Annotated in this window: 27 protein-coding genes and 2 pseudogenes; 17 read left to right on the top strand and 12 right to left on the bottom strand. The window is 72.0% G+C overall.

What is annotated here, in order from left to right:
• Positions 1-45: 45 nt before the first annotated feature.
• From ACTHAM_RS11485 to ACTHAM_RS11475, 3 genes are read right to left on the bottom strand one after another with little or no spacing between them, the layout of a single operon-like run.
• Positions 46-990: a COX15/CtaA family protein gene (locus tag ACTHAM_RS11485; RefSeq protein ID WP_440687500.1), complete on the bottom strand. Its 945-nt coding sequence runs from the start codon at positions 988-990 to the stop codon at positions 46-48.
• A 37-nt stretch (positions 991-1,027) separates the two neighbouring features.
• A complete protein-coding gene (locus tag ACTHAM_RS11480; protein WP_440687498.1) occupies positions 1,028-1,807 on the bottom strand; it encodes an ABC transporter permease in 780 nt (259 codons plus the stop codon).
• Positions 1,804-2,718, bottom strand: coding sequence for an ABC transporter ATP-binding protein (locus ACTHAM_RS11475; RefSeq protein WP_440687496.1), 915 nt, complete (start codon positions 2,716-2,718; stop codon positions 1,804-1,806). Before ACTHAM_RS11475 ends, ACTHAM_RS11480 begins: the two co-directional genes overlap by 4 nt.
• A 178-nt stretch (positions 2,719-2,896) precedes the next feature.
• Here ACTHAM_RS11475 and ACTHAM_RS11470 point away from each other — a divergent pair, with 178 nt between their 5' ends.
• From ACTHAM_RS11470 to ACTHAM_RS11435, 8 genes are all read left to right on the top strand, one after another.
• A complete protein-coding gene (locus ACTHAM_RS11470; RefSeq protein ID WP_440687494.1) occupies positions 2,897-3,697 on the top strand; it encodes a helix-turn-helix transcriptional regulator in 801 nt (266 codons plus the stop codon).
• Positions 3,694-5,136 carry a Fe-S cluster assembly protein SufB gene (sufB, locus tag ACTHAM_RS11465; protein ID WP_440687492.1) on the top strand — a complete coding sequence of 481 codons (1,443 nt, stop codon included), beginning with the start codon at positions 3,694-3,696 and terminating at the stop codon, positions 5,134-5,136. Before ACTHAM_RS11470 ends, sufB begins: the two co-directional genes overlap by 4 nt.
• Positions 5,136-6,395: a Fe-S cluster assembly protein SufD gene (gene sufD / locus ACTHAM_RS11460; RefSeq protein WP_440687490.1), complete on the top strand. Its 1,260-nt coding sequence runs from the start codon at positions 5,136-5,138 to the stop codon at positions 6,393-6,395. Before sufB ends, sufD begins: the two co-directional genes overlap by 1 nt.
• Positions 6,392-6,724: a non-heme iron oxygenase ferredoxin subunit gene (locus ACTHAM_RS11455; RefSeq protein WP_440687488.1), complete on the top strand. Its 333-nt coding sequence runs from the start codon at positions 6,392-6,394 to the stop codon at positions 6,722-6,724. Before sufD ends, ACTHAM_RS11455 begins: the two co-directional genes overlap by 4 nt.
• Before the next feature lie 19 nt (positions 6,725-6,743).
• On the top strand, positions 6,744-7,505 hold the full coding sequence (gene sufC, locus ACTHAM_RS11450) for a Fe-S cluster assembly ATPase SufC (RefSeq protein WP_440687486.1): 762 nt from the start codon (positions 6,744-6,746) through the stop codon (positions 7,503-7,505).
• A 109-nt stretch (positions 7,506-7,614) separates the two neighbouring features.
• Entirely contained in the window at positions 7,615-8,979 is a 1,365-nt protein-coding gene (locus tag ACTHAM_RS11445) for a SufS family cysteine desulfurase (protein WP_440687484.1), read from the top strand.
• Entirely contained in the window at positions 8,976-9,473 is a 498-nt protein-coding gene (gene sufU / locus ACTHAM_RS11440) for a Fe-S cluster assembly sulfur transfer protein SufU (protein WP_440687482.1), read from the top strand. Before ACTHAM_RS11445 ends, sufU begins: the two co-directional genes overlap by 4 nt.
• Complete coding sequence (locus tag ACTHAM_RS11435) at positions 9,470-9,817, top strand: metal-sulfur cluster assembly factor (RefSeq protein ID WP_440687480.1); 348 nt, start codon at positions 9,470-9,472, stop codon at positions 9,815-9,817. The genes sufU and ACTHAM_RS11435 overlap by 4 nt, the downstream gene beginning before the upstream one ends.
• A 36-nt stretch (positions 9,818-9,853) precedes the next feature.
• On the opposite strand, the gene ypfJ is transcribed toward ACTHAM_RS11435, so the two are convergent.
• The 4 genes from ypfJ to ACTHAM_RS11415 form a co-directional block, all read right to left on the bottom strand.
• Positions 9,854-10,738 carry a KPN_02809 family neutral zinc metallopeptidase gene (gene ypfJ, locus ACTHAM_RS11430; protein ID WP_440687478.1) on the bottom strand — a complete coding sequence of 295 codons (885 nt, stop codon included), beginning with the start codon at positions 10,736-10,738 and terminating at the stop codon, positions 9,854-9,856.
• A gap of 75 nt (positions 10,739-10,813) precedes the next feature.
• Positions 10,814-11,380, bottom strand: a complete 567-nt coding sequence (locus ACTHAM_RS11425) for a CbiQ family ECF transporter T component (RefSeq protein WP_440687476.1) — start codon at positions 11,378-11,380, stop codon at positions 10,814-10,816.
• An 83-nt stretch (positions 11,381-11,463) separates the two neighbouring features.
• Entirely contained in the window at positions 11,464-12,195 is a 732-nt protein-coding gene (locus tag ACTHAM_RS11420; RefSeq protein ID WP_440687474.1) for an energy-coupling factor ABC transporter ATP-binding protein, read from the bottom strand.
• Positions 12,196-12,205: 10 nt separating this feature from the next.
• Positions 12,206-12,871 (bottom strand): biotin transporter BioY, encoded by a 666-nt coding sequence (locus ACTHAM_RS11415; protein WP_440687472.1) that lies wholly within the window; start codon positions 12,869-12,871, stop codon positions 12,206-12,208.
• A 201-nt stretch (positions 12,872-13,072) separates the two neighbouring features.
• Here ACTHAM_RS11415 and ACTHAM_RS11410 point away from each other — a divergent pair, with 201 nt between their 5' ends.
• Entirely contained in the window at positions 13,073-14,668 is a 1,596-nt protein-coding gene (locus ACTHAM_RS11410) for an ABC-F family ATP-binding cassette domain-containing protein (protein ID WP_440687470.1), read from the top strand.
• On the opposite strand, the gene ACTHAM_RS11405 is transcribed toward ACTHAM_RS11410, so the two are convergent.
• Genes ACTHAM_RS11405 through ACTHAM_RS11395 form a run of 3 tightly spaced genes read right to left on the bottom strand, consistent with a single transcriptional unit; the run spans position 14,641 to position 16,192 of the window.
• Positions 14,641-15,591, bottom strand: a complete 951-nt coding sequence (locus ACTHAM_RS11405; RefSeq protein ID WP_440687468.1) for an SURF1 family cytochrome oxidase biogenesis protein — start codon at positions 15,589-15,591, stop codon at positions 14,641-14,643. The two genes, ACTHAM_RS11410 and ACTHAM_RS11405, sit on opposite strands and share 28 nt — an antisense overlap.
• Positions 15,588-15,869, bottom strand: coding sequence for a hypothetical protein (locus tag ACTHAM_RS11400; RefSeq protein WP_440687466.1), 282 nt, complete (start codon positions 15,867-15,869; stop codon positions 15,588-15,590). The genes ACTHAM_RS11405 and ACTHAM_RS11400 overlap by 4 nt, the downstream gene beginning before the upstream one ends.
• Positions 15,866-16,192: a DUF3099 domain-containing protein gene (locus tag ACTHAM_RS11395; protein WP_440687534.1), complete on the bottom strand. Its 327-nt coding sequence runs from the start codon at positions 16,190-16,192 to the stop codon at positions 15,866-15,868. Before ACTHAM_RS11395 ends, ACTHAM_RS11400 begins: the two co-directional genes overlap by 4 nt.
• Before the next feature lie 149 nt (positions 16,193-16,341).
• Between ACTHAM_RS11395 and ACTHAM_RS11390 the strand changes: the two genes are divergently transcribed.
• The 3 genes from ACTHAM_RS11390 to ACTHAM_RS11380 all read left to right on the top strand — a co-directional run bounded on the left by ACTHAM_RS11390 (position 16,342) and on the right by ACTHAM_RS11380 (position 18,478).
• Positions 16,342-17,085, top strand: coding sequence for a beta-ketoacyl-ACP reductase (locus tag ACTHAM_RS11390; protein ID WP_440687464.1), 744 nt, complete (start codon positions 16,342-16,344; stop codon positions 17,083-17,085).
• A 73-nt stretch (positions 17,086-17,158) separates the two neighbouring features.
• Entirely contained in the window at positions 17,159-17,926 is a 768-nt protein-coding gene (gene fabI, locus ACTHAM_RS11385) for an enoyl-ACP reductase FabI (protein WP_440687462.1), read from the top strand.
• A 15-nt stretch (positions 17,927-17,941) separates the two neighbouring features.
• Positions 17,942-18,478 (top strand): SixA phosphatase family protein, encoded by a 537-nt coding sequence (locus ACTHAM_RS11380; RefSeq protein WP_440687460.1) that lies wholly within the window; start codon positions 17,942-17,944, stop codon positions 18,476-18,478.
• 46 nt (positions 18,479-18,524) lie between these two features.
• Here the strand turns inward: ACTHAM_RS11380 and serB are convergent, their stop codons facing one another.
• Positions 18,525-19,202 (bottom strand): phosphoserine phosphatase SerB, encoded by a 678-nt coding sequence (gene serB, locus ACTHAM_RS11375; protein ID WP_440687458.1) that lies wholly within the window; start codon positions 19,200-19,202, stop codon positions 18,525-18,527.
• 246 nt (positions 19,203-19,448) lie between these two features.
• Here serB and ACTHAM_RS11370 point away from each other — a divergent pair.
• The 4 genes and pseudogenes from ACTHAM_RS11370 to ACTHAM_RS11355 all read left to right on the top strand — a co-directional run.
• Positions 19,449-20,607, top strand: a pseudogene (locus tag ACTHAM_RS11370) (IS3 family transposase); the annotation flags it as partial.
• Positions 20,608-20,807: 200 nt separating this feature from the next.
• Positions 20,808-21,044 (top strand): hypothetical protein, encoded by a 237-nt coding sequence (locus ACTHAM_RS11365; protein WP_440687456.1) that lies wholly within the window; start codon positions 20,808-20,810, stop codon positions 21,042-21,044.
• A 366-nt stretch (positions 21,045-21,410) separates the two neighbouring features.
• Positions 21,411-21,770, top strand: coding sequence for a hypothetical protein (locus tag ACTHAM_RS11360; protein WP_440687454.1), 360 nt, complete (start codon positions 21,411-21,413; stop codon positions 21,768-21,770).
• A gap of 398 nt (positions 21,771-22,168) precedes the next feature.
• Positions 22,169-22,376: pseudogene (locus ACTHAM_RS11355) on the top strand (IS256 family transposase); the annotation flags it as partial.
• Positions 22,377-22,455: 79 nt separating this feature from the next.
• Here the strand turns inward: ACTHAM_RS11355 and glgC are convergent.
• Positions 22,456-23,697, bottom strand: a complete 1,242-nt coding sequence (gene glgC / locus ACTHAM_RS11350) for a glucose-1-phosphate adenylyltransferase (RefSeq protein WP_440687452.1) — start codon at positions 23,695-23,697, stop codon at positions 22,456-22,458.
• A gap of 107 nt (positions 23,698-23,804) precedes the next feature.
• On the opposite strand from glgC, the gene glgA reads away from it, so the two are divergent.
• Entirely contained in the window at positions 23,805-25,031 is a 1,227-nt protein-coding gene (gene glgA / locus ACTHAM_RS11345; protein ID WP_440687450.1) for a glycogen synthase, read from the top strand.
• Positions 25,032-25,033 lie beyond the last annotated feature (2 nt).

Genomic DNA, 25,033 nt, shown 5'->3' with positions numbered 1-25,033 from the left:
CTGTGACCTACGACACACACCTCTCGGACGTGTGGTGCGCGGGCGTCAGCTCTGCGCGGTGCGCTCACGCAGTGTCAGCAGGAACCATGTCCCGACCGAGACCAGCACCGCGGCGGCCACCATGTGCAGGTTCACCAGCGCGACCGGCAGGCCGGTGAAGAACTGCACGTAGCCGACGACGGCCTGCGCGAGCGTCGTGACGAGCAGGACGAGGCCTGCCCGCCGGGCGCGCTGCGGCCCCTGGCGCAGCTGCAGGAGGAGCAGGCCGAGCACCGCCACGAACACCCACACGGACACCGCGTGCACCTTGGCGATCAGGTAGGGGTCCAGGGCGAACCGGTAGCCGACCTCCTCGTCGCCGGAGTGCGGACCCGCACCGGTGGTGAGGATGCCCAGCGCGACCACGGCGACGCCGGCTGCGGCGAGCAGGGCGCCGAGGCGAACCACCCGATCGGGGACGACGCGACGCACGGGGCCGTCGGGCTCGTCCCACCGGACCAGCAGCACGGTGGAGACGGCTACCAGGGCCATGGAGACGAACATGTGCGAGCCGACGACCGCGGGGTGCAGGTCGACCAGCACCGTGATGCCACCGAGGACGGCCTGCAGCAGGACACCTGCGAGGGGCATCACGGCGAGCACCCGCAGCGAGCGCGGGCGGTCCACCTGCCGCCACACCAGCACGGCGACGGCCAGTGCGACGACCACCAGGACCCCGGTGAGCGTCCGGTTCCCGAACTCGACGAACGGGTGGATGGTCGAGGCCTCGTGCAGCTGCGGGGTGAACTCGCCGGGCTCGCACTGCGGCCAGGTCGAGCAGCCCAGACCTGAACCGGTCAGACGGACGGCACCGCCGGTGCCGATGATGACGACCTGCGCCACCAGGTTCGCCACGATGGCGCGCCGCGCCCAGTCCGAACCACGACTCGGCGTCGGTGCCGGCGCAGGGGGGACGGGGCTGGCGACCGAGGTCGGGGGGACGGCGCTCACCGGCCCAGCGTACGGCGCGCCCGACGGCGCAGTCGGCTCAGTGCCAGCGGAACAGTCGTCGGGCGCCCCAGCCGAGCGCGGCCGTCCAGCCGAGGAGCACGATCACGGACCAGGGGGGCAGCGTGCCGTGCAGCATCGCGGATCGAAGGCCTTCGCCCAACGCGCCCGAGGGAAGCAGCAGCGCCAGGTGCGCCATCGGTCCCGGCAGCTGATCGGCGGGCAGCACGACGCCCCCGGCGACCGCCAGCAGCAACCAGACGAGGTTCGCCACGGCCAGGACCGCCTCGGCCCGCAGCGTGCCGGCCAGCAGCAGCGCCAGGGCGGTGAAGGCCGCGGTGCCCAGCACGAGGCAGATCAGTGCGGGCAGGGTCCCCGCCGGGTCGGGCTGCCATCCGAGGCTCAGCGCCGTGAGCGTGATCACCGTCACCTGGACGACCTCGACGAGCAGGACGCCCGAGATCTTGCCGACCAGGAGTCCGCCGCGCCCGAGCGGCGTCGTCGCCAGGAGGCGCAGCACGCCGTTGCGGCGGTCGAACGCGGTGGCGATGGCCTGCGACGTGAAGGCCGAGCTCATCACGGCCAGGGCGAGCACGCCGGGGGTGAGGAAGTCGATCCGGCTGGCGCCGCCGGTGTCGAGCTCGACGAACGTGGCGCGGGTCAGCCCGATCAGGGCGATCACCGGGATGACGATGGCGAGCAGCAGCTGCTCGCCGTTGCGCAGGATCGCCCGGGTCTCGAACAGCGTCTGGGCCAGCACGCGTCGCCACGGTGCGGCGGCTGCCGGGTCGGGGTGTGCGGCGGTGCTCGTCGTGCTCATCGCAGGTTCCGTCCCGTCAGGTCGAGGAACACGTCCTCGAGCGTGCGCCGGCCGACCGTGAGCCGTGTGAGCAGGGCGCCCTCGGCCGCGGCGGCGGCGGTCAGCCGGGCGAGCACGTGCGGGTCGACCGCGCCGGTCACCGTGTAGCTGCCGGGTGCCGGCTCGGCGAGGGTGAGTCCGTCGCCGAGCGCCGCACGCACGTCGAGGCCCGGACGGGTCTCGAACCGCAGCGTGCGGTCCGCGCCGTCCTGCACGAGGTCACGGACGGTGCCTTCGGCGATGACCTGGCCGTGGTCGACGACGAGCACCTGGTCGGCGAGGTCCTCGGCCTCGTCCATGAGGTGCGTGGTGAGCACGACCGCCACGCCCTCGTCCCGCAGCTCACGCACGAGGCTCCACACCGCGTGCCGTGACTGCGGGTCCATGCCGGCGCTCGGCTCGTCGAGGAAGACCAGCTCGGGCCGTCCGACCAGAGCGGCGGCCAGCGCGAGGCGTTGGCGTTGCCCGCCGGACAGGCGGCGCACGCTGGTGCGGGCGAACGAGGCGAGGCCGAGTCGTTCGACGAGCTCGTCGAGGTCGCGCGGGTGGGCGTACATGCGGGAGAGGTGCTCGAGCAGCTCGCGTGGGCGGACGGCGGTCGGCAGGCCACCGTCCTGCAGCATCACGCCGACCCGCGGACGCAGTGCGTGCGCGTCGGCCACGGGGTCCAGGCCGAGCACACGGACCGTTCCCGCGTCGGGGGCCCGCAGCCCTTCGCAGCACTCGATGGTGGTCGTCTTGCCTGCACCGTTGGGGCCGAGCACGGCGGTGACCTGCCCACGGTGGGCGACGAGCGTGAGCTCGTCGACGACGGCCCGGCCGCCGTACCGCTTGACGAGACCGTGGATCTCGACGGCGGGGGAGTCGCTCACGCAGGGAGTCTAGGACCCGGCGGCGGCGATCATCGGCGGGCGGTGAGCAGGATCACGGCCCGGGGAAGGGTTGCCTTGCTTGCCAGGACGCAATAAGGCAACAACGATGTTGTCAAATATGTGACGCGGTGTCGCGGCCTGCGTCCGTGCCGTACTCGAGTGCGAAGGAGACAGCCTGATGACCGACCTGCTCTCCTCCGGCACGGCACGTCCGGCCCCCGCCACGTCGGGCGCGCCGACCGGGGCCCCCGGCGACCCGGATGCCGGGACCCGCCGTCGCGTGCTCGACCTGGTCGCCTCCGCAGGCCCGGTGACGGCCGCCGAACTCGCCTCCCGGCTCGACCTGACCTCCACCGGCATCCGCCGCCACCTGGCGCTGCTCGAGGCGAACGAGCAGATCGCCGTGCACGAGGGACGCACCGGGGGACCGGCCCGGCGTGGACGCCCCGCGCGGCGCTACGTCGTCACGCACCAGGGCCAGGAAGCCCTGGCGCACCGCTACTCCGAGCTGGCCGCGCAGGCCCTGCGGTTCCTCACCGAGACCGCCGGGCCCCAAGCCGTGGCGCAGTTCGCCGAACGACGCGTGCACGACCTGGCCGCCCGGCACCTGCCCGCCGTGGCCGCCGCCGGTGACGACGTCGCCGCCCGCACCCGGGCGCTCGCCGACGGCCTCAGCGCCGACGGCTACGCGGCCACCGCACGACCCGTCCCGGGCACCACCGCCGTCCAGCTGTGCCAGGGCCACTGCCCCGTGCAGGACGTCGCCCACGAGTTCCCCCAGCTGTGCGAGGCCGAGGCGCGTGCGTTCTCCGACCTGCTCGGCGTGCACGTGCAGCGACTGGCCACCCTGGCCGGCGGAGGCCACGTGTGCACCACGAACATCCCGACCGGCCTCACCCCGTCCCGTCCCGCGCTCGCGGACGGTGCGGGTGCGGCGACCCCCACCAGCCCTGCACCCGTGGAAGGACCGACAGCATGAGTGCACCCACCGAGAACGCGGCCGCGGCGCCGCTGACCCAGGACGAGGCCATCGCCTCGATCGGGAACTACACCTACGGCTGGCACGACGCCGACGTCGCAGGGGCCACCGCCAAGCGCGGCCTGTCCGAGGCCGTCGTGCGCGAGATCTCCGCGCTGAAGAACGAACCGGAGTGGATGCTCAAGACGCGGCTGAAGTCGCTGCGCCTGTTCGACAAGAAGCCCATGCCGTGGTGGGGCGCCGACCTGTCGGGCATCGACTTCGACAACATCAAGTACTTCGTGCGCTCGACCGAGAAGCAGGCGGCGAGCTGGGACGACCTGCCCGAGGACATCAAGACCACGTACGACCGGCTCGGGATCCCCGAGGCCGAGAAGCAGCGGCTCGTGGCCGGCGTCGCCGCGCAGTACGAGTCCGAGGTTGTCTACCACCAGATCCAGGAGTCGCTCGAGGAGCAGGGCGTCATCTTCCTCGACACCGACACCGCTCTGAAGGAGCACCCGGAGATCTTCGAGCAGTACTTCGGCTCGGTGATCCCGCCCGGCGACAACAAGTTCGCCGCGCTCAACACCGCCGTGTGGTCGGGCGGCTCGTTCGTGTACGTGCCGCCGGGTGTGCACGTCGAGATCCCGCTGCAGGCCTACTTCCGGATCAACACCGAGAACATGGGCCAGTTCGAGCGGACGCTGATCATCGCCGACGAGGGCTCCTACGTGCACTACGTCGAGGGATGCACCGCCCCGGTGTACTCCAGCGACTCGCTGCACTCGGCCGTCGTCGAGATCATCGTGAAGAAGAACGCCCGCGTGCGGTACACGACGATCCAGAACTGGTCGAACAACGTGTACAACCTGGTCACCAAGCGGGCCACGGCTGCCGAGGGCGCCACCATGGAGTGGGTCGACGGCAACATCGGCTCGAAGGTCACCATGAAGTACCCGGCGATCTACCTCATGGGTGAGCACGCCCGCGGCGAGACCCTGTCGATCGCGTTCGCCGGTGCCGGTCAGCACCAGGACGCCGGCTCGAAGATGGTGCACGCCGCACCGCACACGTCGAGCTCGATCGTGTCGAAGTCCGTCGCGCGCGGCGGCGGTCGCACGTCGTACCGGGGGCTCGTGCAGATCCTCGAAGGGGCCAGCCACTCGGCCTCGAACGTGCTGTGCGACGCGCTGCTGGTCGACCAGATCTCCCGCTCGGACACCTACCCGTACGTCGACGTCCGTGAGGACGACGTGTCGATGGGTCACGAGGCCACGGTCTCGCGCGTGAGCGAGGACCAGCTGTTCTACCTGATGTCCCGCGGCATGCCCGAGACCGAGGCCATGGCGATGATCGTGCGCGGGTTCGTCGAGCCCATCGCGCGCGAGCTGCCCATGGAGTACGCCCTCGAGCTGAACCGCCTGATCGAGCTGCAGATGGAAGGGGCCGTCGGCTGATGACGACCACCACGAACGAGCAGGCCGGCGGCCTGTCGACCGATCACTCCCGTGCCGTCGCCGACGGGGCCCACACGCACGGCGGGCCCGTGGTGCCGGAGGCCTCGCGTGCCTCACGGCCCACGTCGTTCGACGTCGCCGACTTCGCGGTGCCGAACGGCCGCGAGGAGGAGTGGCGGTTCGCGCCGGTCGACCGGATCGCGCCGCTGTTCGCCGCGGACACCGACGGGGTGCTGCACGGCCACGGGGTGCTGACCACCGTGGTCGAGTCGCCTGAGGTCGAGGTGCAGGTGGTCGACCGCGGCGACGAGCGGCTCGGCCTGGCCGGTCGTCCGGGTGACCGTGCCGCCGCCGTGGCGTGGGCGTCGTTCCCGCGGGCCACGGTCGTGACGCTGCCGCGCGAGTCGGTCTCGTCCGCCGTGACGAGCGTGCGCATCGAGGGCACCGCCACCGAGGGGTCGCAGCCCGAGCCGTCGGCCGCCCACGTGGTGGTGCGTGCCGAGCCGCTGTCGCAGGGTGTCGTGCTGCTCGACCACGTCGGGCTCGCCTCCCTCACCGAGACCGTCGAGGTCGTCGTCGAGGACGGTGCGCATCTGACGCTCGTGTCGGTGCACGACTGGGCGCCCGGTGCGGTGCACACCTCGGCCCACCGGCTGCGTGTCGGTCGTGACGCCACGGTCAAGCACATCGTCGTCACGCTCGGCGGCGACGTCGTGCGGGTCACCCCGGATGCGGAGTTCGTCGGCGAGGGTGCCTCGGTGCAGATGCTCGGCCTGTACTTCGCCGACGCAGGCCAGCACCAGGAGCACCGCCTGTTCGTCGACCACGCCGTGCCGAGCTGCGTCTCGCGGGTGACCTACAAGGGCGCGCTGCAGGGGCAGGGCGCGCACACCGTGTGGGTCGGCGACGTGCTGATCCGGGCGGCCGCCGAGGGCACCGACACCTACGAGCTCAACCGCAACCTGGTGCTCACCGACGGTGCTCGCGCCGACTCGGTGCCGAACCTGGAGATCGAGACGGGTGTCATCGAGGGCGCCGGCCACGCGAGCGCGACCGGCCGGTTCGACGACGAGCAGCTGTTCTACCTGCGTGCCCGCGGCATCCCCGAGGCAGACGCGCGTCGACTCGTCGTGCGCGGCTTCTTCGCCGAGCTCATCCACGAGATCGGTGTGCCCGAGGTCGAGGAGCGCCTGCTGGCCTCGATCGAGGCCGAGCTGGAGAAGTCGATGAGCGAGCTGACCGCTCCGGAGGGTGCATGAGCGCTCAGCTGGCCTGCCTGACCTCCGACGTGCCCGTCGCGGGCACGCTGCGGGTCGAGCTCGAGGCCGAGACCGGCACCGTCGAGGTCGCGGTGGTCCGCGACGAGGACGGCGAGCTGCACGCCATCAGCGACATCTGCTCGCACGGCGCCGTCTCGCTGTCCGACGGTGAGGTCGAGGGCTGCACGGTCGAGTGCTGGCTGCACGGGTCGCGGTTCGACCTGCGCACCGGCAAGCCGCTGTCGCCGCCCGCCGTCCGGCCCGTCCCCGTCTACCCCGTGACCGTCGACGGCGAGCGTGTGCTCGTCGACGTCGACGCCCCGCTCTGAACTACCGAGGAGAATCTCGATGTCCACCCTGGAGATCCGCGACCTGCACGTCAGCGTCGAGACGAAGGAGGGCGCCAAGCCCATCCTGCGCGGCGTCGACCTGACGATCGGTTCCGGCGAGACGCACGCCATCATGGGCCCCAACGGCTCGGGCAAGTCCACGCTGGCCTACTCCCTGGCCGGTCACCCGAAGTACACGATCACGTCGGGCACCGTCACGCTCGACGGTGAGGACGTGCTCGCGTTGTCCGTCGACGAGCGGGCGCGTGCCGGTCTGTTCCTGGCGATGCAGTACCCCGTCGAGGTGCCGGGCGTGTCGGTGTCGAACTTCCTGCGCACCGCCAAGACGGCCGTCACCGGTGAGGCCCCGCCGCTGCGCGCGTGGGTCAAGGACGTGCGCACCGCGATGGACAACCTGCGCATGGACCCGGCGTTCGCCGAGCGCTCCGTCAACGAGGGCTTCTCGGGTGGGGAGAAGAAGCGCCACGAGATCCTCCAGATGGAGCTGCTCAAGCCGCGCTTCGCGATCCTCGACGAGACCGACTCGGGCCTGGACGTCGACGCGCTGCGCATCGTGTCCGAGGGCGTCAACCGCGTGAAGTCGACCTCCGACGTCGGCGTGCTGCTCATCACGCATTACACGCGCATCCTGCGCTACATCAAGCCCGACTTCGTGCACGTCTTCGTCGACGGCAAGGTCGCCGAGGAGGGCGGCCCCGAGCTGGCCGAGCGCCTCGAGAACGAGGGCTACGACCGGTTCCTCAGCAGCACGGTCTCCTGACGGCCGACCGCGTGCCGTCGGTCCTCGTACCGGCGGCACGCGGTCAGGTCTCAGGCGACGACACGGCCCGCGGCACGGCGGGCCGGCAGCTCCACGAAGGGCAGGAACGGTGACCGGCACCATCCAGGACGAGGCGTCCGCGACGCAGACGGGCACGCGGCAGCTGACCGCGACCGAGCTGGCCGCCGTGCGCGCGGACTTCCCGCTGCTGTCGCGCACGGTGCGCGGCGGGCGGCCGCTGGTGTACCTGGACTCGGGTGCGACCTCGCAGAAGCCCGAGGTGGTGCTCGACGCCGAGCAGGACTTCTACCAGCAGCGCAACGCTGCCGTGCACCGCGGGGCGCACCAGCTCGCCGAGGAGGCCACCGAGGCGTTCGAGAACGCCCGCGCCGGTGTCGCCTCGTTCGTGGGGGTCGACGCCGACGAGCTGGTGTGGACGTCGAACGCCACCGCCGGCATCAACCTCGTGGCGTACGCGATGTCGAACGCGTCGCTCGGTCGCGGGGGAGAGGCCGCCCGGCGGTTCGCCCTGCATCCCGGCGACGAGATCGTCGTCACCGAGGCCGAGCACCACGCCAACCTGGTGCCCTGGCAGGAGCTCGCTGCCCGCACCGGCGCGACCCTGCGCTGGCTGGGCGTCGAGGACGACGGCCGCATCCGGCTCGACGACCTGGCCACCGCCGTGACGGATCGCACCAAGGTGCTCGCGTTCACGCACGCCTCGAACGTCACCGGTGCGATCACGCCCGTCGCCCCGTTCGTCGCCCGCGCCCGCGAGGTCGGCGCCCTCACGGTGCTCGACGCGTGCCAGTCCGTGCCGCACCTGCCTGTCGACCTGCACGCGCTCGGTGTGGACTTCGCGGCGTTCTCGGGCCACAAGATGTTCGCACCCACGGGTGTGGGCTCCCTGTACGGGCGGCGCGAGCTGCTCGAGGCCCTGCCGCCGTTCCTCACCGGCGGGTCCATGGTCGAGGTCGTCACCATGGAGACCACCACGTACGCCCCGCCGCCGCAGCGGTTCGAGGCCGGCACGCAGATGGTGTCGCAGGCCGTCGCGATGGGCGCCGCCGCGCAGTACCTCGGCGACCTCGGCATGGACGCCGTCGCCGCCCACGAGGCGCACCTGACGCGCCTGCTGCTCGACGCCGTGGCCTCCGTGCCCGGCGTGCGCGTCATCGGGCCCACCGACACGCGCGACCGGCTCGCGACCGTCGCGTTCGTCGTCGACGGCGTGCACGCGCACGACGTCGGCCAGGTGCTCGACGACGCCGGCGTGGCCGTGCGGGTCGGCCACCACTGCGCCCAGCCGTTGCACCGCCGGTTCGGCATCGCCGCCACGGCGCGCGCCACGGCGGCGGTCTACACCACGGACGAGGAGATCGAGGTGTTCCGGGAAGCGTTGGCGGGGGTCCGGACGTTCTTCGGTCTGGACACGCAGGCCGCACCGGCCGCCACGGACGGAGGGGCCGCATGAGCTCGTCGATGGAACAGCTCTACCAGCAGGTCATCCTCGACCACGCGAAGTTCCCGCATGGCCGCGGACTGGCCGCCGTCACCGACGCCCACCTGGTCTCGGGTCAGTCCCACCAGGTCAACCCCACGTGCGGCGACGAGGTGACCCTGCGCGTCGACCTCGACACCGACAGCGGTGTGCCCGTGGTCCGCGACGTGCGCTGGGAAGGTCAGGGCTGCTCCATCTCGCAGGCCTCGATCTCCGTGCTGCACGACCTGGTCGTCGGCGCCGACCTGAGCACCGTCGACGAGCTGTCCGGCTCGTTCCGGGCCCTGATGCACGCCCGCGGTGCCGGCCTGGGCGACGACGCCGCCGAGGACGCCCTCGGGGACGCCACCGCGTTCACCGGCGTCGCCAAGTACCCCGCACGCGTCAAGTGCGCCCTGCTCGGCTGGGCGGCGCTGTCCGACGCACTCATCAAGACCGGCGCGACCGGACCCCGGGAGGACCAGTGACCACCGAACCGACCACCGAGCCCACGACCGGCTCGCCCACCACCGTCGCCGATGTCGAGGAAGCCCTCCGCGACGTCATCGACCCCGAGCTCGGCATCAACGTCGTCGACCTCGGCCTCGTCTACGGCGTCGTCATCGACCAGACGAACACCGCCGTCATCGACATGACCCTCACCTCGGCGGCGTGCCCGCTGACCGACGTCATCGAGGACCAGTCCGGCCAGGCCCTCGAGGGGCTCGTCGACGGGTTCCGCATCAACTGGGTGTGGATGCCGCCGTGGGGGCCGGAGAAGATCACGCCCGACGGGCGCGAGCAGATGCGGGCGCTCGGCTTCAACATCTGACGGGCGGCCTCGCCGCCCGTGTGGTGAGCGTTCAGCTCAGAGCGTCCCCGCGGCGAACGTGTCGCACGCGGCCATGGTGCCCTGCTCGTACCCGGTGGTGAACCACCGCTGGCGCTGCTCGCTGGATCCGTGCGTCCACGTGTCCGGGCTGACCCCGCCAGTGGCCTGCTGCTGGATGTGGTCGTCCCCGACGGCCTGCGCGGCCGACAGCGCCTGCGCGAGCTGCTCGGGGGTGATCGGGTCGAGGTAGGTGACCCCGGTGTCCGGGTCGACCGTGCTGGCCGCGTCGCCGGTCCACATGCCCGCGTAGCAGTCGGCCTGCAGCTCGACCCGCACGGAGTCCGAGTCGGCGCCCGTGCCTGTGCGGTCGGCGGTGTCCATCACGCCGGTGAGCTGCTGGACGTGGTGCCCGTACTCGTGCGCGATGACGTACATCTCGGCGAGGGGACCGCCGGTGGCGCCGAACTGGCTGCTGAGCAGGTCGAAGAACCCCAGGTCCAGGTAGATCGTCTGGTCCGGCGGGCAGTAGAACGGCCCGGTCGACGAGGTCGCGTCGCCGCACGCGGTCTGCACCGAGTCGGTGAAGGAGTGGACCTCGGGCAGCACCGGCTCGATGCCCTGCGCGCGCAGCGTGCCGCCCCAGTAGGTGTCGAGGGCGTTCGCGGTGAACGACAGGCGGCACTCGCGGTCGGTGTTGGCCTGCTCGGCGGTGCAGGCGCCGATGGTGCCCTCGTCTGTGGGCCTGGAGCCCTCGTCGATCGCACTCAGCAGCTGCGACGGGTCGATGTTGCCCCCGCCGAGGAAGATCGCCAGGAGCAGCACGACGAGGCCGCCCAGTCCACCGCCGGCGATGGCTGTGCGCCGTCCACGACCGGTGCGTACCCGGCCACCCTCGACGCGGCCACCCTCGCTGAAGCTCATCTGCGCACGGTAACGCCCAAGGGACGAATCACCCACGCGGGGTGACCTCGGGGCGGGCGAGCGGTCGGCCGGCGGTCAGTCCTCGCCGAGCCCGCGCGCGGCCAGCGCGTCACCGGTGGCGTGCGCGTGGGCCACCATGCGCACCGCCGCGGGCACGAGCATCGCGCGCGGTGAGCGGTCGAGCCCGCGGGCGCGGGCGGCGTCGCGGGCCTCGAGCGTGGTGGTGACCAGCACGGGGATCGCGCGCAGCACCAGGGCGACCGACAGGGCGAACGTCTCCGGTGACAGGCCCACGTGCCGCAACGGCCGGGCGATCCGCGCCAGCACGGCCAGCAGCGCGTCGGCGCGGGTCGTGGCGGTGACGAGCGTGGCGGCGAGCACCAGTGTGAGCAGGTCGACGACGACCTCGGTCGCCACCGCGGGCCCGCGCGCCCACCACTGGTAGACCCCGATGAGCACCGCCGTGGCCAGCACGGGCAGCACACCGCGCGCGGTGCGGTGCCAGGGCAGGCGCGCCACCAGGGCGGCCAGCACCACCAGACCGAGGGCGATCAGGCTCGAGTGCGGCCCGCGCACGGCGACGACGAGCACCCCGAGCACGGTGAGCAGGGCGAGCTTGAGGCCCGGGTGGGCGCGGTGCACCGGTGAGGTCCCCGGGTGGTAGAGGCCCAGCGGTCCCGCCCACGGGGCTCGACGCGGTCCCGCAGCACGGGGCCGGCGCCACCTCATCGGCGGCCACCGGTGGGGGAGTCGGTGCCCATCAGCGCCCGGTAGAGGGCCAGCCCGTCGGCCGGGTCGCCGTCGTGCACGATCGTGCCGTCGTCGACGACCAGCAACCGGTCGGCCCGTGCGGCGGCGTCCAGGTCGTGCGTGACGAGCACGACCTGCTGGTCGAGGCCGTCGAGCAGGTCGTCGACGTGCCGGCGCCAGCGCAGGTCCAGCAGCGTGGTCGGCTCGTCGCACACGAGGACCTCGGGGTCGGTGGCCAGCACCGCGGCGAGGGCGAGGAGCTGGCGTTGCCCCCCGGACAGGGCGTGCACGGGCACCTGCGCGCGGTCGGCCAGCCCGAACCGGGTGAGCACCTCGCGGGCACGGGCCTCGCGTGCGTCGTCGCCCAGACCCAGGCGGCGCAGCGACAGGGCGACGTCCTCGACCGGGGTCGGCATCACGATCTGCGCGTCGGGGTCGGTGAACACGAACCCGACCCGACGGCGGACCGCGGGCCCCTCGCTCGCGGTCTCCAGGCCGTCGACGTGGACCGTGCCGGAGGACGGCAGCACCAGCCCGTTGAGCAGGCGGGCCAGCGTCGACTTGCCCGAGCCGTTGGCGCCGACGACCGCGATACGTCGCTCGGTGAGGGTCGCCGACACCGGTCCGAGCAGCCGGACGACCTGGTCGCCGCCACCGGACGGGTCCGGGGTGTAGGCGGTGACCAGGACGTCACGGAGCTCGATCACGGTCGGTGCCTCAGCGGCGGGTGCGCGCCAGCTCGGGGAACGCGCGGAAGACCGCGGTGGCCACGATCGCGGCGCACACGTTCTTCAGGACGTCGCCGGGCAGGTAGCGGGCGTCGATCAGGATCGCCTCGGTCAGGCCGAGGTCGAGCCGCCACATCAGCCCGGCGATGCCGAGCGGGTGGATGGTCAGCAGGCTCGCGAGCAGGCCCGCGGCGAACAGGCCGACGACCCGCAGCGACGCCCGACGCGTCAGCCGTGCACGCAGCACGCGGCCGGCGAGGAACCCGGCGAGGGCCGCCCCGAGCGGGAACGCGAGCAGGTACCCGACGGACGGTCCGGCCAGCACCGCGGTCCCACCGGTGCCGCCGGCGAACACCGGCAGACCCGCCAGACCGATGGCCAGGTACAGCAGCACGGCGAGCGTGCCGCGCCGTGCGCCCAGGACGATGCCGGCGAGGATCACGGCGAACGTCTGCAACGTGATCGGCACCCCGGACGGGGTGGGGATGCCCGGCAGGATCGCGCACACGGCGATGAACGCGGCGAACGTGGCGATGAGCGCGACGTCGGTGGTCACCGCGGAACGCGACGCGGGGGCCGGCAGGGCGCCCGTCGTGACGCCGGTGGTGACGGCAGGCGTGGCGGCGGGTGCGGGCTTCTCAGGTGCTCCGGACATGGGTCTCCCTGGGGGCGAGGCGCGGTGGGGGTCGGACGTCCGCCACGCTAGCCGGTCGTAGACTTGGCGTCGTTTGTGTCCGCGCCCAACACGGGCGCGACGAACTCGGCGAAAAACGCAGTGCCGGACGCGCGTCGTCCTGGCACGGTGTGTGCCCGAGCCCGACCCGCCGACCGCGCGGGTCCATCGGAAGGAACCACGGTGATCACTGCCCAGGCCGTCGAGCTGCGCATCGGCGCCCGCGTGCTGCTCGAGCCGACGACGTTCCGCATCGCCGCAGGCGACCGCATCGGCCTGGTCGGTCGCAACGGCGCCGGCAAGACGACGCTGACGCGCACCCTGGCCGGTGAGACGCAGCCGACGGGTGGCACCATCTCCCGCGGTGAGGTCGGCTACCTGCCGCAGGACCCGCGCACCGGTGACCTGAACGCCCTGGCCATGGACCGGGTGCTGTCCGCGCGGGGCCTCGACGAGATCGTGCGCGCCATGCGTGAGACCGAGGGGGCGATGGCCAGCGCGGACGACGAGACGCGCGAGGACGCCATGGCCCGCTACTCGCGCCTCGAGGCACGGTTCACCGCCGCCGGTGGGTACGCCGCCGAGAGCGAGGCCCACCGCATCGCCTCGAACCTGGGCCTCGACGAGCGCGTGCTCGGCCAGACCATCGGCACCCTGTCCGGTGGTCAGCGCCGCCGGGTCGAGCTGGCCCGCATCCTGTTCTCCGGCGTGGAGACCTTGCTGCTCGACGAGCCGACCAACCACCTGGACGCCGACTCGATCGCGTGGCTGCGCGACTACCTCAAGACGTACTCCGGTGGGTTCGTGGTCATCTCCCACGACGTCGAGCTGCTGCGCGCCACCGTCAACAAGGTGTTCCACCTGGACGCGAACCGGTCGGTGATCGACCAGTACAACCTGGGCTGGGACGCCTACCTGCTGCAGCGCGAGACCGACGAGAAGCGCCGTCGACGTGAGCGGGCCAACGTGGAGAAGAAGGCCGCCGTGCTGCTCAGCCAGGCCGACAAGATGCGCGCCAAGGCCACCAAGGCCGTGGCCGCGCAGAACATGGCCCGGCGCGCCGAGAAGATGCTCTCGGGCCTGGAGGAGACGCGGGCCGCCGACAAGGTCGCCCGGCTGCGGTTCCCCGAGCCGGCTGCGTGCGGCAAGACGCCCATCACGGCCGCCGACCTGTCCAAGTCGTACGGGTCCACCGAGGTCTTCACCGACGTCGACCTGGCCATCGACCGGGGTTCGCGCGTGGTCGTGCTGGGCCTCAACGGCGCCGGCAAGACCACGCTGCTGCGGATCCTGGGTGGTCTGGAGGCCCCCGACACCGGCGAGGTGCGGCCCGGTCACGGCCTCAAGCTCGGCTACTACGCGCAGGAGCACGAGACGCTCGACCTCGAGCGGACCGTCGTGGAGAACCTGCGCTCGGCGGCACCCGACCTCACCGACACGCAGGTGCGCTCGGTGCTCGGCTCGTTCCTGTTCTCCGGTGACGACGCCGACAAGCCGGCGCGTGTGCTGTCCGGCGGGGAGAAGACCCGGTTGGCGCTCGCGGCCCTGGTCGTCTCCAGCGCCAACGTGCTGCTCCTGGACGAGCCGACCAACAACCTCGACCCCGCCTCGCGCGAGGAGATCCTGGCGGCCCTGCGCGGGTACACCGGCGCCGTGGTGCTGGTCAGTCACGACGAGGGTGCCGTCGAGGCGCTCAACCCCGAGCGCGTGCTGCTGCTGCCCGACGGTGCCGAGGACCTGTGGTCCGCGGACTACCTGGACCTGATCTCGCTGGCCTGAGTGCCTGCCTCGGCGGGCGGGTCACCCGCCGGGTCCTGACCGTCGGCGTGAGTCGCGCCGGGCGCGAGCTGGGCGTCGATGAGGGCGTCCTCCTCGTCCTCGGCGCGCCCGCCGCGCCGCCGTGAGGCCGCCGCCGTCACCGGTGCGGGACCGCGAGGACTCTGACCGGGGACGGGACGGGGGTCGCGCACCTCACGCACACCCATCCACGTGAACGCCCCGAGGGATCCGGCGGCGAACACCCACCACTGGAACGCGTACGACAGGTGCGACCCCGGATCGGTGCTCGGCGCGGGCAGCTCACCCAGCGAGGTCGCCGGGGCCGGGTCCTCGCTGACCAGTGAGCCGTACGAGGCGTAGGGCGTCAGCCCGCTGACGTCGAGGCCCCCGGCGGCCAGCACCTGCTCGACGTCGACGGACTGCACCTGTCCGGCGGGGGCCGACCGCGTCGAGGGCCGCTCCGGCTGACGCAGGCGCACCGTGACGGTCACCGTGCCCGACGGCGGGTCCGGCAGGTTAACGGTCGCGCTGGCGTCCTCGCCCAGCGGCACCCAGCCGCGGTCCACGACGATCACCGTGGACAGGCCCGACGACGTCGGCTCGGGGAGGAACGGCACCAGCACGTGGTACGCGGGGGAGCCGTCCACCGGCCGGTTGCGCAGCAGCACCGTGGCCTGCGGGGCGTAGCGGCCGGTCAACGTCACCGAACGCCACTCGTCGGTGTCGGGCAACGCGGCCGTCGGGTCGGGCAGCACCTGCTCGACGGGCACCGGCTCGGCCGCCCAGTTCGCCTCGACGGTCGCGATCGCCGCATCACGCGCCACGTGCCGGTTCCACTGCCAACGGCCCAGGAACGTGCACACCGTGGCCAAGGTCACGGCCAGCAGCACGAACCCCGCCGCCCGGCGGGCCGCCGGGCTCACGGCTGCGCGCCTCCGGCGCCCGGCACCGCATCGCCGTCGGCGTCGACGACCCGCGGCAGGTCGGCCACCGGCACGGTCGTGCGCCAGAAGTCGCGCACCCCCAGGTACTCCTCGAGCTGGGTCCGGTGCGTGTCGCACGCCAACCACACCTTGCGCCGCTGCGGCGTGTGCAGCTTCGGGTTGTTCCACAGCAGCCCCCACGAGGGCGCCTGGCGGCACCGACGCGCCGAGCAGACGAGCTCGTCCACGGCGTCCGGGACGGGGTCCAGCAGGCTCACCGGCCACCTCCGGGGTTCTCCGGGCCACGGGGTCCGGGGTCGATCTGACGGGGGTCGAGCAGGCTCGTGTCGACGTCGCGGTGCTCGCGCCCCGCATTGGCCAGGAGCACCGCCACGTAGGGGAGCACCACCGCCGCGACGATCATGATCACGGACACCGCCAGCGGCACGTGCCCCCACGTGAACACCGCGGCCAGGAAGCAGACGACACGGATGCCCATCTGCACCAGGTACCGGCGCTGCCGACGTGCCAGGTCGTCCGCCAACGCCTCGGGAGCCGTGGTGATGCGCGGCACCTGCTCGGCGCTGCGACGGCGTCGCATGCTCACCACCCGATGCTAGTCGCCCGTCGTTCCCGGCCCGCCCGGGGCGGGCTCGTCCCGGGTTTGTCGATGCCCCACAAGCCGCCCCGCCGATCCTGTGCCGCGCCGGTGCCGCGACGTGCGCGGACGGTCGGCTAGCGTCGTGACCCGTGCCTGAGACAACCGACAAGAACGACGCCACGACCCCCGCCCCCCGCAGCGTGCTCGTGACCGGGGCGAACCGGGGCATCGGCCGCGCCATCGCCGAGCGGTTCGTCGCGGCCGGCGACAAGGTCGCCACCCTCTACCGCTCCGGTGACCTGCCCGAGGGCGTCCTCGGCGTGGTCGGCGACGTGCGCGACACCGCCGCCGTCGACGCCGCGTTCACGCAGATCGAGGCCGCCCACGGTCCCGTCGAGGTGCTCGTCGCCAACGCCGGCGTCACCCGCGACCAGCTGCTGCTGCGTATGAGCGACGAGGAGTTCACCGACGTCCTCGACGTCAACCTCACCGGCTCGTTCCGGTGCGTGCGCCGCGCCAGCAAGGGCATGATCCGCCAGCGCCGCGGCCGCATCGTGCTCATCTCCTCCGTCGTCGGCCTGTACGGCTCGGCCGGTCAGGTCAACTACGCGGCCTCCAAGTCGGCCCTGGTCGGCATGGCCCGCTCGATCACCCGCGAGCTCGGGGGGCGGGGCATCACCGCCAACGTCGTGGCCCCCGGCTTCATCGACACCGACATGACGCGCGCCCTGCCCGAGGAGCGCCAGCAGGCGTACCGCGACCAGATCCCGCTCGGCCGGTTCGCCCAGGCCGACGAGGTCGCCGGTGTCGTGGAGTTCCTCGCCTCGCCCGCCGCCGCCTACATCTCCGGGGCCATCATCCCCGTCGACGGTGGCCTGGGCATGGGCCACTGAGCCCGGCCCCGCGCACCTGCACGTACACCTCCCGGACCACCGCCACACCCCCACTGCACGAAGGGACCGCACCATGGGTCTGCTCGACGGCAAGAAGCTCCTCGTCACCGGTGTCCTCACCGACGGCTCGATCGCGTTCCACGTCGCCCGCCTCGCGCAGGAGCAGGGTGCCGAGGTGGTCCTGACCTCGTTCGGCCGCCAGTTCCGGCTCACCCAGGTGATCTCTCGACGCCTGCCCGTCGAGGCGCCCGTGGTGCAGCTCGACGCGACCTCCGCGGAGGACCTCGACGCGCTCGCGGACCGGGTGCGTGAGCACGTGGACCACCTCGACGGCGTCGTGCACTCGATCGGTTTCGCACCGCAGTCCGTCATGGGCGGCAACTTCCTGGCGGGCGAGTGGGACGACGTGGCCACCGCGCTGCACGTGTCCGCCTACTCGCTGAAGTCGCTGGCCGTCGCCGCCCGGCCTCTGCTGACGTCGGGGGCCTCGATCGTCGGCCTCACCTTCGACGCGCGCTACGCCTGGCCCGTCTACGACTGGATGGGCGTGGCCAAGGCCGCGTTCGAGTCGACCTCGCGCTACCTGGCACGTGACCTCGGCCCGGACGGCGTGCGGGTCAACCTGGTCTCGGCCGGACCGATCCGCACCACCGCGGCCAAGTCGATCCCGGGCTTCGAGACGATGGAGTCGCGCTGGGACGAGCGCGCACCCCTCGGTTGGGACGTGACCGACCCGGTCCCCACCGCCAAGGCCGTGGCCGCGCTGCTGTCCGACTGGTTCCCGGCGACCACCGGTGAGGTCGTGCACGTCGACGGTGGTGTGCACGCCATGGGCCAGTGATGGCACCCTGAGGCGGTGACCGACCCGACCCGCCGCCTCCTGCTCCTGCGCCACGCCAAGGCGGAGCACCCGCAGGCGGTCGTCGACCTGCAGCGTCCGCTGGCCCTGGCCGGTCGACGGCAGGCGGGCCGGGTGGGTGCCGCCCTGGCGGCGGCGGAGCTGCTGCCCGACCTGGTGCTGTGCTCCTCGTCGCTGCGTACCCGGCAGACGTGGGAGCTGGTCCGTACCGGCCTGGTCGCAGGCCTGGGCGGCCGACCGTTCGAGCCGTCGGTCGAGGTCAGTGACGAGGTGTACGCCGCAGGCGCGCACGACGTCGTCGCTCTGCTGCGCGCCGTGCCGGACGAGGTCCGCACGGTGCTCGTCGTGGGCCACGAGCCGACGATGTCGCACGCCGCCTCGACGCTGGCCGGGCAGGGGTCCGACGAGGCGACCGTGCTGCGCGTGCGGGTCGGTGTGCCCACGGCCAGCTGGTCGCTGCTCGAGCACGACGAGGCGTGGGCCGAGCTGGCCCCCGGTGGTGCGCGGCTGCTGCGCCTGACGACGTCCGACTGACACCGGGCGTCCGCGGCCGGTTGTGCCGCGGCTGCGCCCAGGGGCGTCAGCGGGCGAAGACGTCCAGGTCGAGCACGGCGTCGAGTCGGTCGCGCACCGCGGCGTCCGCGGCGGCCTCGACGACCGGCTTGGCGTTGAACGCGATGCCGAACCCGGCGGCGGCCAGCATGTCCAGGTCGTTGGCGCCGTCGCCGATCGCGATGGTCCGCCCGATCGGCACACCGACCCGGGCCGCGTACTCGCGGAGGGTCTCGGCCTTGGCGGCACGGTCCACCACGGGGCCCTCGACACGCCCGGTGAGCGTGCCGCCGACGACCTCGAGCGCGTTCGCCCGGATCATCGTGATACCCAGCGTCGCGCCCAGCGGCGCCACGACCTCGACGAACCCGCCGGAGACCAGGCCCAGCGGCCAGCCGCGCGCCGCGAGCTCCTCGACGAGCTCGCGGGCACCGGGGGTGAGTCGCACCTGCGCGAGAACCTCGGCGAACACCGTCTCCGGCAGGCCGGCCAGGGTGGCGACGCGCTCGTGCAGCGACGTGGCGAAGTCGATCTCACCGCGCATCGCCCGGTCGGTGATCGCCGCGACGAGCTCGGCCGAGCCTGCGTGCGCGGCAAGCAGCTCGATGACCTCGTCGGTGATCAGCGTCGAGTCGACGTCCATCACGACGAGCCGGACACCGTCGGGGGCGGTCGGACCGGGGCGGGGCTGCGTCGGGCTGCTCACGTCCCGCAGGGTAATGCGACGCCCCGCCTTCCCGCCCGGGCGCCCATCGCACGGCACGCCGAGGCCAGTGGTGTGTGAGTCGGCGACGGGTTCGGTTGGTATCGGCTAGGGTCACGGCTCGAATGTCCGGATTGTCGGTTTGCGAGGGGGGCATGTGGCGGTCGAGGTCGAGAGTGTGGGTCTGCTGCACGGATAGGTGACACCTGATCTGTGGTGCCGGGAGGTGCCGCTGAGAGGATGTCGAGCGTGCCTATGCCCCATCCGAAGGAGTTCCGCGAAGACGTCGTGGCCGTGGCTCGCCGCGGGGACGCTCCGATCAAGCAGATCGCCCGCGACTTCGGGATCAGTGAGTCGTGTCTGCGGGACTGGTTGCAGGCCGCGGCCGTCGAGGACGGCAACCGGCTCGGGACGACGGCCTCGGAGTCGGCCGAGCTGCGCGACCTGCGGCGCCGGAACCGGCTGCTGGAACAGGAGGTCGAGGTCCTGCGACGGGCGACGGCCTACCTCTCGCAGGCGCATCTGCCGGGAAGATGATCTACCCGCTCGTGAGAGAGCTCGCCGCCGACGGGATTCCTGTCGCGGTGACGTGCCGGGTCCTGAAGCTCGCACGACAGCCCTACTACCGGTGGCTCGCCGACCCGGTGACCGCCCGCGTGCTCGAGCGGGCACAGCTGGCGAACGCGTTGTTCGACGCTCACCGTGACGATCCCGAGTTCGGTCACCGGCTGCTCGGCGACGAGGGCCGCGAGGCCGGCCACCGAGCGTGCGACCGCACGGTGTGGCGGATCTGCCGGGACAACTCCTGGTGGTCGACGTTCGGGACGAAGCGGGCAAGAACGGCAAGCGGCCCGGTCCTCCGGCCCACGAGGACCTCGTGCGTCGCGACTTCACCGCCACCCACCCCAACGAGCTGTGGCTGACCGACATCACCGAGCACCCCACCGGCGAAGGCAAGCTCTACCTCTGTGCGATCAAGGACGTGTACTCGGGACGTTTCGTCGGGTACTCGATCAGCGACCGCATGAAGTCCCGCCTCGCGGTCGACGCCCTGGATTCCGCGGTCGCCCGCCGCGGCCGCGACGCCGCCGGATGCACCGTCCACTCCGACCGGGGCAGCCAGTTCCGGTCCCGGAAGTTCCTGGCCGAGCTACGTCGCCACGACCTGGTCGGGTCGATGGGCCAGGTCGCCTCCGCCGGCGACAACGCCGCCATGGAGTCGTGCTTCTCGCTGCTGCAGAAGAACGTCCTGGACCGACGCCGCTGGGCCACCCGCCACGAACTACGCCCGGCGATCATCACCTGGATCGAACGGACCTACCACCGCCGCCGACGTCAGGTCCGCCTCGGCCGCCTGACGCCCATCGAGTACGAGACGATCATGACCACTCAGGTCGCACTCGCCGCCCGAGAACTGCTGTCACCTGCTCGTGCAGCAGACCCGGATGTCGTGCTGAACGGCGAGATGCGAACGTTGTCGGGCGGCCGAGCAAGCTACTGGCAGAACGGGACAGTCGTGATTCGCAACCCTGGATCTGTTGACGGCGGCACTGCGTTCCGCCCGACCAGCGGCTACGACTACTTCCTGAACCTACATTGAGGTCTGTCATGAGATTCCTTCACCCCGACTCTCCGTGGATCGGCGACGAGGAGGTTGCCGACGACGAGTTGGTGATCGCGACGACGCGAGATGAGCTCATCACCCTCGCGGGCGCGATCAACGAGGCGTTGGAGGCAGTGGACGAGTGGGAGTTCGACACCAGACTGGGCGTCACGCCTGATCAGGCGAAGGCGCTGCGCGACCGGATCAATGACGTTCTGCGATCGGAACTCCGCCCGGAGTAGTAGTCAGCTGGTCCGGCAAGCACCGCTCGCCGATGCCGCCCTGGCTGCTTGGCCGCACGACTGGTGCGGCCGCGGAGCTGAGAGTCGGGGGCAGGTCTTCACCGGTGTCTCGGCCGGGCGTGCGCCCCGGGTGCTCAATGGTTCGGTGCAGGAGGCGCTGGATGCGGTGCCCTTGGTGCAGCGTGCGCCGTGGCACGGTGCCTGCGCCGAGATGGGCTGTCTGAGCCGGGCATTGGATGCTGGGGTGAACCCAGCGGGCGGTTCGATCAGGGCGGTGGCGATCGGTAGGTCGAACCCAGGCCACGGCTTACCGAAGGTAGTCTGCACGAGTTGCCCAGCCGTTCTGGATGTCTTTGGAGTCGGGAGATGACCGGGCAGGACTACCTGCACGCTGCCAGCCGACTCGCGACGGCTGGGCGGCTCGATCCGTGGACTGCGCTCATGCGCGTTCTTGTAGCGAGACTCCAGGAAATGGATCTGCCGGCCCCGCTCCAGCCAGCGCTCGATCAAGCGGCGAGCCACTGGTCCGGGGGCCCCGACGCGCTGCTAGAAGTGAAGGTTGGGGTTTGGCGGTACTTCGAGGCCATTGGGCCCTCAGACGCCGGCCTGGCGACGCCGGAGGGTAGGACGGCTAGGGCGCTGCTGTGCGTGCTTGAGCCCGCTGGAGACGACGAGGCGCAGTCCATGACCGCCGAGTGGTTTGCCGCGATGGCCGACAAGCAGTAGGGAGCATGCTGAACACCTGCATCGACAGGGCTGTGCCACGCGTTGGCTGAGCCGGGTGTCAACGACGGCTGAAAGCTGACCCCCGTCGATCCCTGACCAGTCTTCAGGCGTCGGCGACACCGGGTCCTTCGCTCCGGTGCACTCGTGCTCGCTGCCGTCAGCGGCATGCTCACGGCCGCTCCTGCGCCTGTCGCTCTTGGGCCTACGTCTACGAGATGGCGGTCCACGTCCACATGGGTGTGTCTGGTGTGGTGACCGGGAGACTGGCCGAGGGCTCGGGGATCGCCACGTCCATCCGTGGAGCGGCGGGGTCCGTCCGGATCCTTCTGGGCGCGGGCGGGTCGACGCGCGACACCGTGAACGATCACGGGTTTCGGAACGCTTCGCGTAGCAGACCCCACGCGGTCGAGTCCCTCAACACCCGGGACGGGCGAACGGTCCGTGCCCGCGGGCACTTCCCCCACGAGGCCGCCGCCGTGACGTGCCGACCTGGTCGCCCGATCACTGGACCTCACCGGGCGTGGCAGGGCACGCTGGGTCATCTGGTGGAAGGCCACCCTCGACGCCTTCGCCATCACCTTCGGCGGGAGCACCACCCGTCGATGAACTCGGACGACAGGTGGCACGTTCACCAGACAGTTCCCACGCACACCGGTCGCGCCGTTCGGTGGTGGGTGGGCGCTGTCTAGTCGTCGATGACGGTGCCCTTGGGTACCACCGTGATGCCCGACTCGGTGACGGTGAAGCCGCGGGCCAGATCGTGCTCGCGGTCCAGGCCGATGCGGGCGCGCTCGGGCACGATGACGTTCTTGTCGAGGATCGCCCGGTGGATCTGCGCGTACCGGTTGACCTGCACGCCGTCCATGAGCACCGAGTCGGTGATCTGCGCCCACGAGTGCGCGCGGATGCCGGGGGAGAGCACCGACCCGGACACCGTGGCGCCGGAGACGACCACACCCGGTGACACGATCGAGTCGGCGGCGTGGCCCAGGCGGCCCGGCCCGGCGTGCACGAACTTCGCCGGCGGCAACCCGGTGTACCCGGTGAAGACCGGCCAGTCGTCGTTGTACAGGTTGAAGACCGGCTCGACGGAGATGAGGTCGTGGTTCGCCTCAAAGTACGAGTCGAGGGTTCCCACGTCGCGCCAGTAGTCGCGATCGCGGTCGGTCGAGCCCGGCACGTCGTTGCGGATGAAGTCGTACACGCCGGCGGTGCCGCGCGCCACGAACGCCGGGACGATGTCACCACCCATGTCGTGCCGGGAGTTGACGTCCTCGGCGTCCTCGGTGACCGCACGCACCAGTGCGTCGGCGTCGATGACGTAGTTGCCCATCGAGGCGAGGATCTCGCCGGGGGAGTCGCTCAGGCCCACCGGGTCGGTCGGCTTCTCGCGGAACGCGGCGATGCGGGTCGCGTCCGTGGGGTCGGTCTCGATGACGCCGAACTGGTCGGCCATCTCGATCGGCTGCCGGATGCCCGCCACCGTCAGCTCGGCGCCCGAGGCGATGTGCGCGTCCACCATCTGGGAGAAGTCCATGCGGTAGACGTGGTCGGCGCCGACCACGACGACGATGTCGGGGCGCTCGTCCTCGATGATGTTCAGGCACTGGTAGATCGCGTCGGCAGATCCCAGGTACCAGTGCTTGCCGACGCGTTGCTGCGCGGGGACCGCCGCGACGTAGTTGCCCAGCAACGAGGACATCCGCCAGGTCTTGGACACGTGGCGGTCCAGGCTGTGGGACTTGTACTGGGTCAGCACGATCACGTGCAGGTAGTGCGAGTTGATGACGTTCGACAGGGCGAAGTCGACGAGACGGTAGATGCCGCCGAACGGCACGGCGGGCTTGGCCCGGTGGGCGGTCAGCGGCATCAGTCGCTTGCCCTCCCCACCTGCGAGGACGATTGCAAGGACGCGCGGCGCTGCCATGGCTCAGACCCTAGGCCGTCCGGGCGCCCGCTGCGAGGTGCGCGGCCTGGTTCGCGCTAGCGTGTCGCCCGTGAGCCGGGACGGTCCGGCGCCGACGGGAGGTCCTCGTGCGTGTCGATCTGCTGACCCGGGAGTACCCGCCGCACGTCTACGGCGGTGCCGGGGTCCACGTGGCCGGCCTGACCGCGGTGCTGCGACGGACCATCGACGTGCAGGTGCACTGCTTCGAAGGACCCCGCACCGACACCGACGTGCACGGCTACGACGTGCCGACAGAGCTGTCCGGTGCGAACGCAGCACTGCAGACCCTGGGTGTGGACCTGCAGATGGCCGACGCCGTGGGGCGGCCCGGCCACGGGGGAGCGGCCAGCGACCTGGTCCACTCCCACACCTGGTATGCCAACCTCGCCGGTCACGTGGCCGCCCTGCTGCACGGCGTGCCGCACGTGGTCACCGCGCACAGCCTCGAGCCGCTGCGCCCCTGGAAGGCCGAGCAGCTCGGCGGCGGCTACGCGCTGTCCAGCTGGGCCGAGCGCACCGCCTACGAGTCGGCCGCCGCGGTGATCGCCGTGTCGGGGGGCATGCGCGAGGACATCCTGCGCGCCTACCCGGCCGTGGACCCTGCCAAGGTGCTCGTGGTGCACAACGGCATCGACCTGGACGGCTGGCGCCGCCCCGAGGGCGACGAGGCGTGGGCGCGGGCGCGGGCGGTCGTGCAGCGCCTGGGCATCGACCCCGACCGCCCGGCGGTCGTGTTCGTCGGGCGCATCACCCGGCAGAAGGGTCTGCCGTACCTGCTGCGCGCCGCCGAGGCGCTGCCCCCCGACGTGCAGCTCGTGCTGTGCGCGGGCGCCCCCGACACCCCGGCGATCGCAGCCGAGGTCACCGGGCTCGTCGACCGTCTGCGCGAGAAGCGCGCCGGGGTCGTCTGGATCGAGCAGATGCTGCCGCGCGAGGAGCTCGTCGCCGTGCTCGCGCACGGCACCGTGTTCGCCTGCCCGTCGGTCTACGAGCCGCTCGGCATCGTGAACCTCGAGGCCATGGCCGTCGGCCTGCCCGTGGTCGGCACGGCCACGGGCGGCATCCCCGAGGTCGTCGTGGACGGCACCACCGGTCGGCTCGTGCCGATCGACCAGGTGCAGGACGGCACCGGCACCCCCACCGACCCCGACGCGTTCGTGGCGGACCTCGGTGCGGCGCTCGCCGACGCGGTGGCCGACTCAGAGCAGGCCGCGCGCTGGGGGCTGGCCTCCCGCACACGGGTCGAGGACCACTTCTCGTGGGACGCGATCGGGGAGCGCACGCTCGAGGTGTACCGCTCAGTTCTCGCCTGAGC

Source organism: Cellulomonas soli (genome assembly GCF_052036975.1).
Taxonomy (GTDB): domain Bacteria; phylum Actinomycetota; class Actinomycetes; order Actinomycetales; family Cellulomonadaceae; genus Cellulomonas; species Cellulomonas soli_A.
Note: the sequence above shows the minus strand (reverse complement) of the source record. Positions and strands in the feature narration are given on the sequence as shown.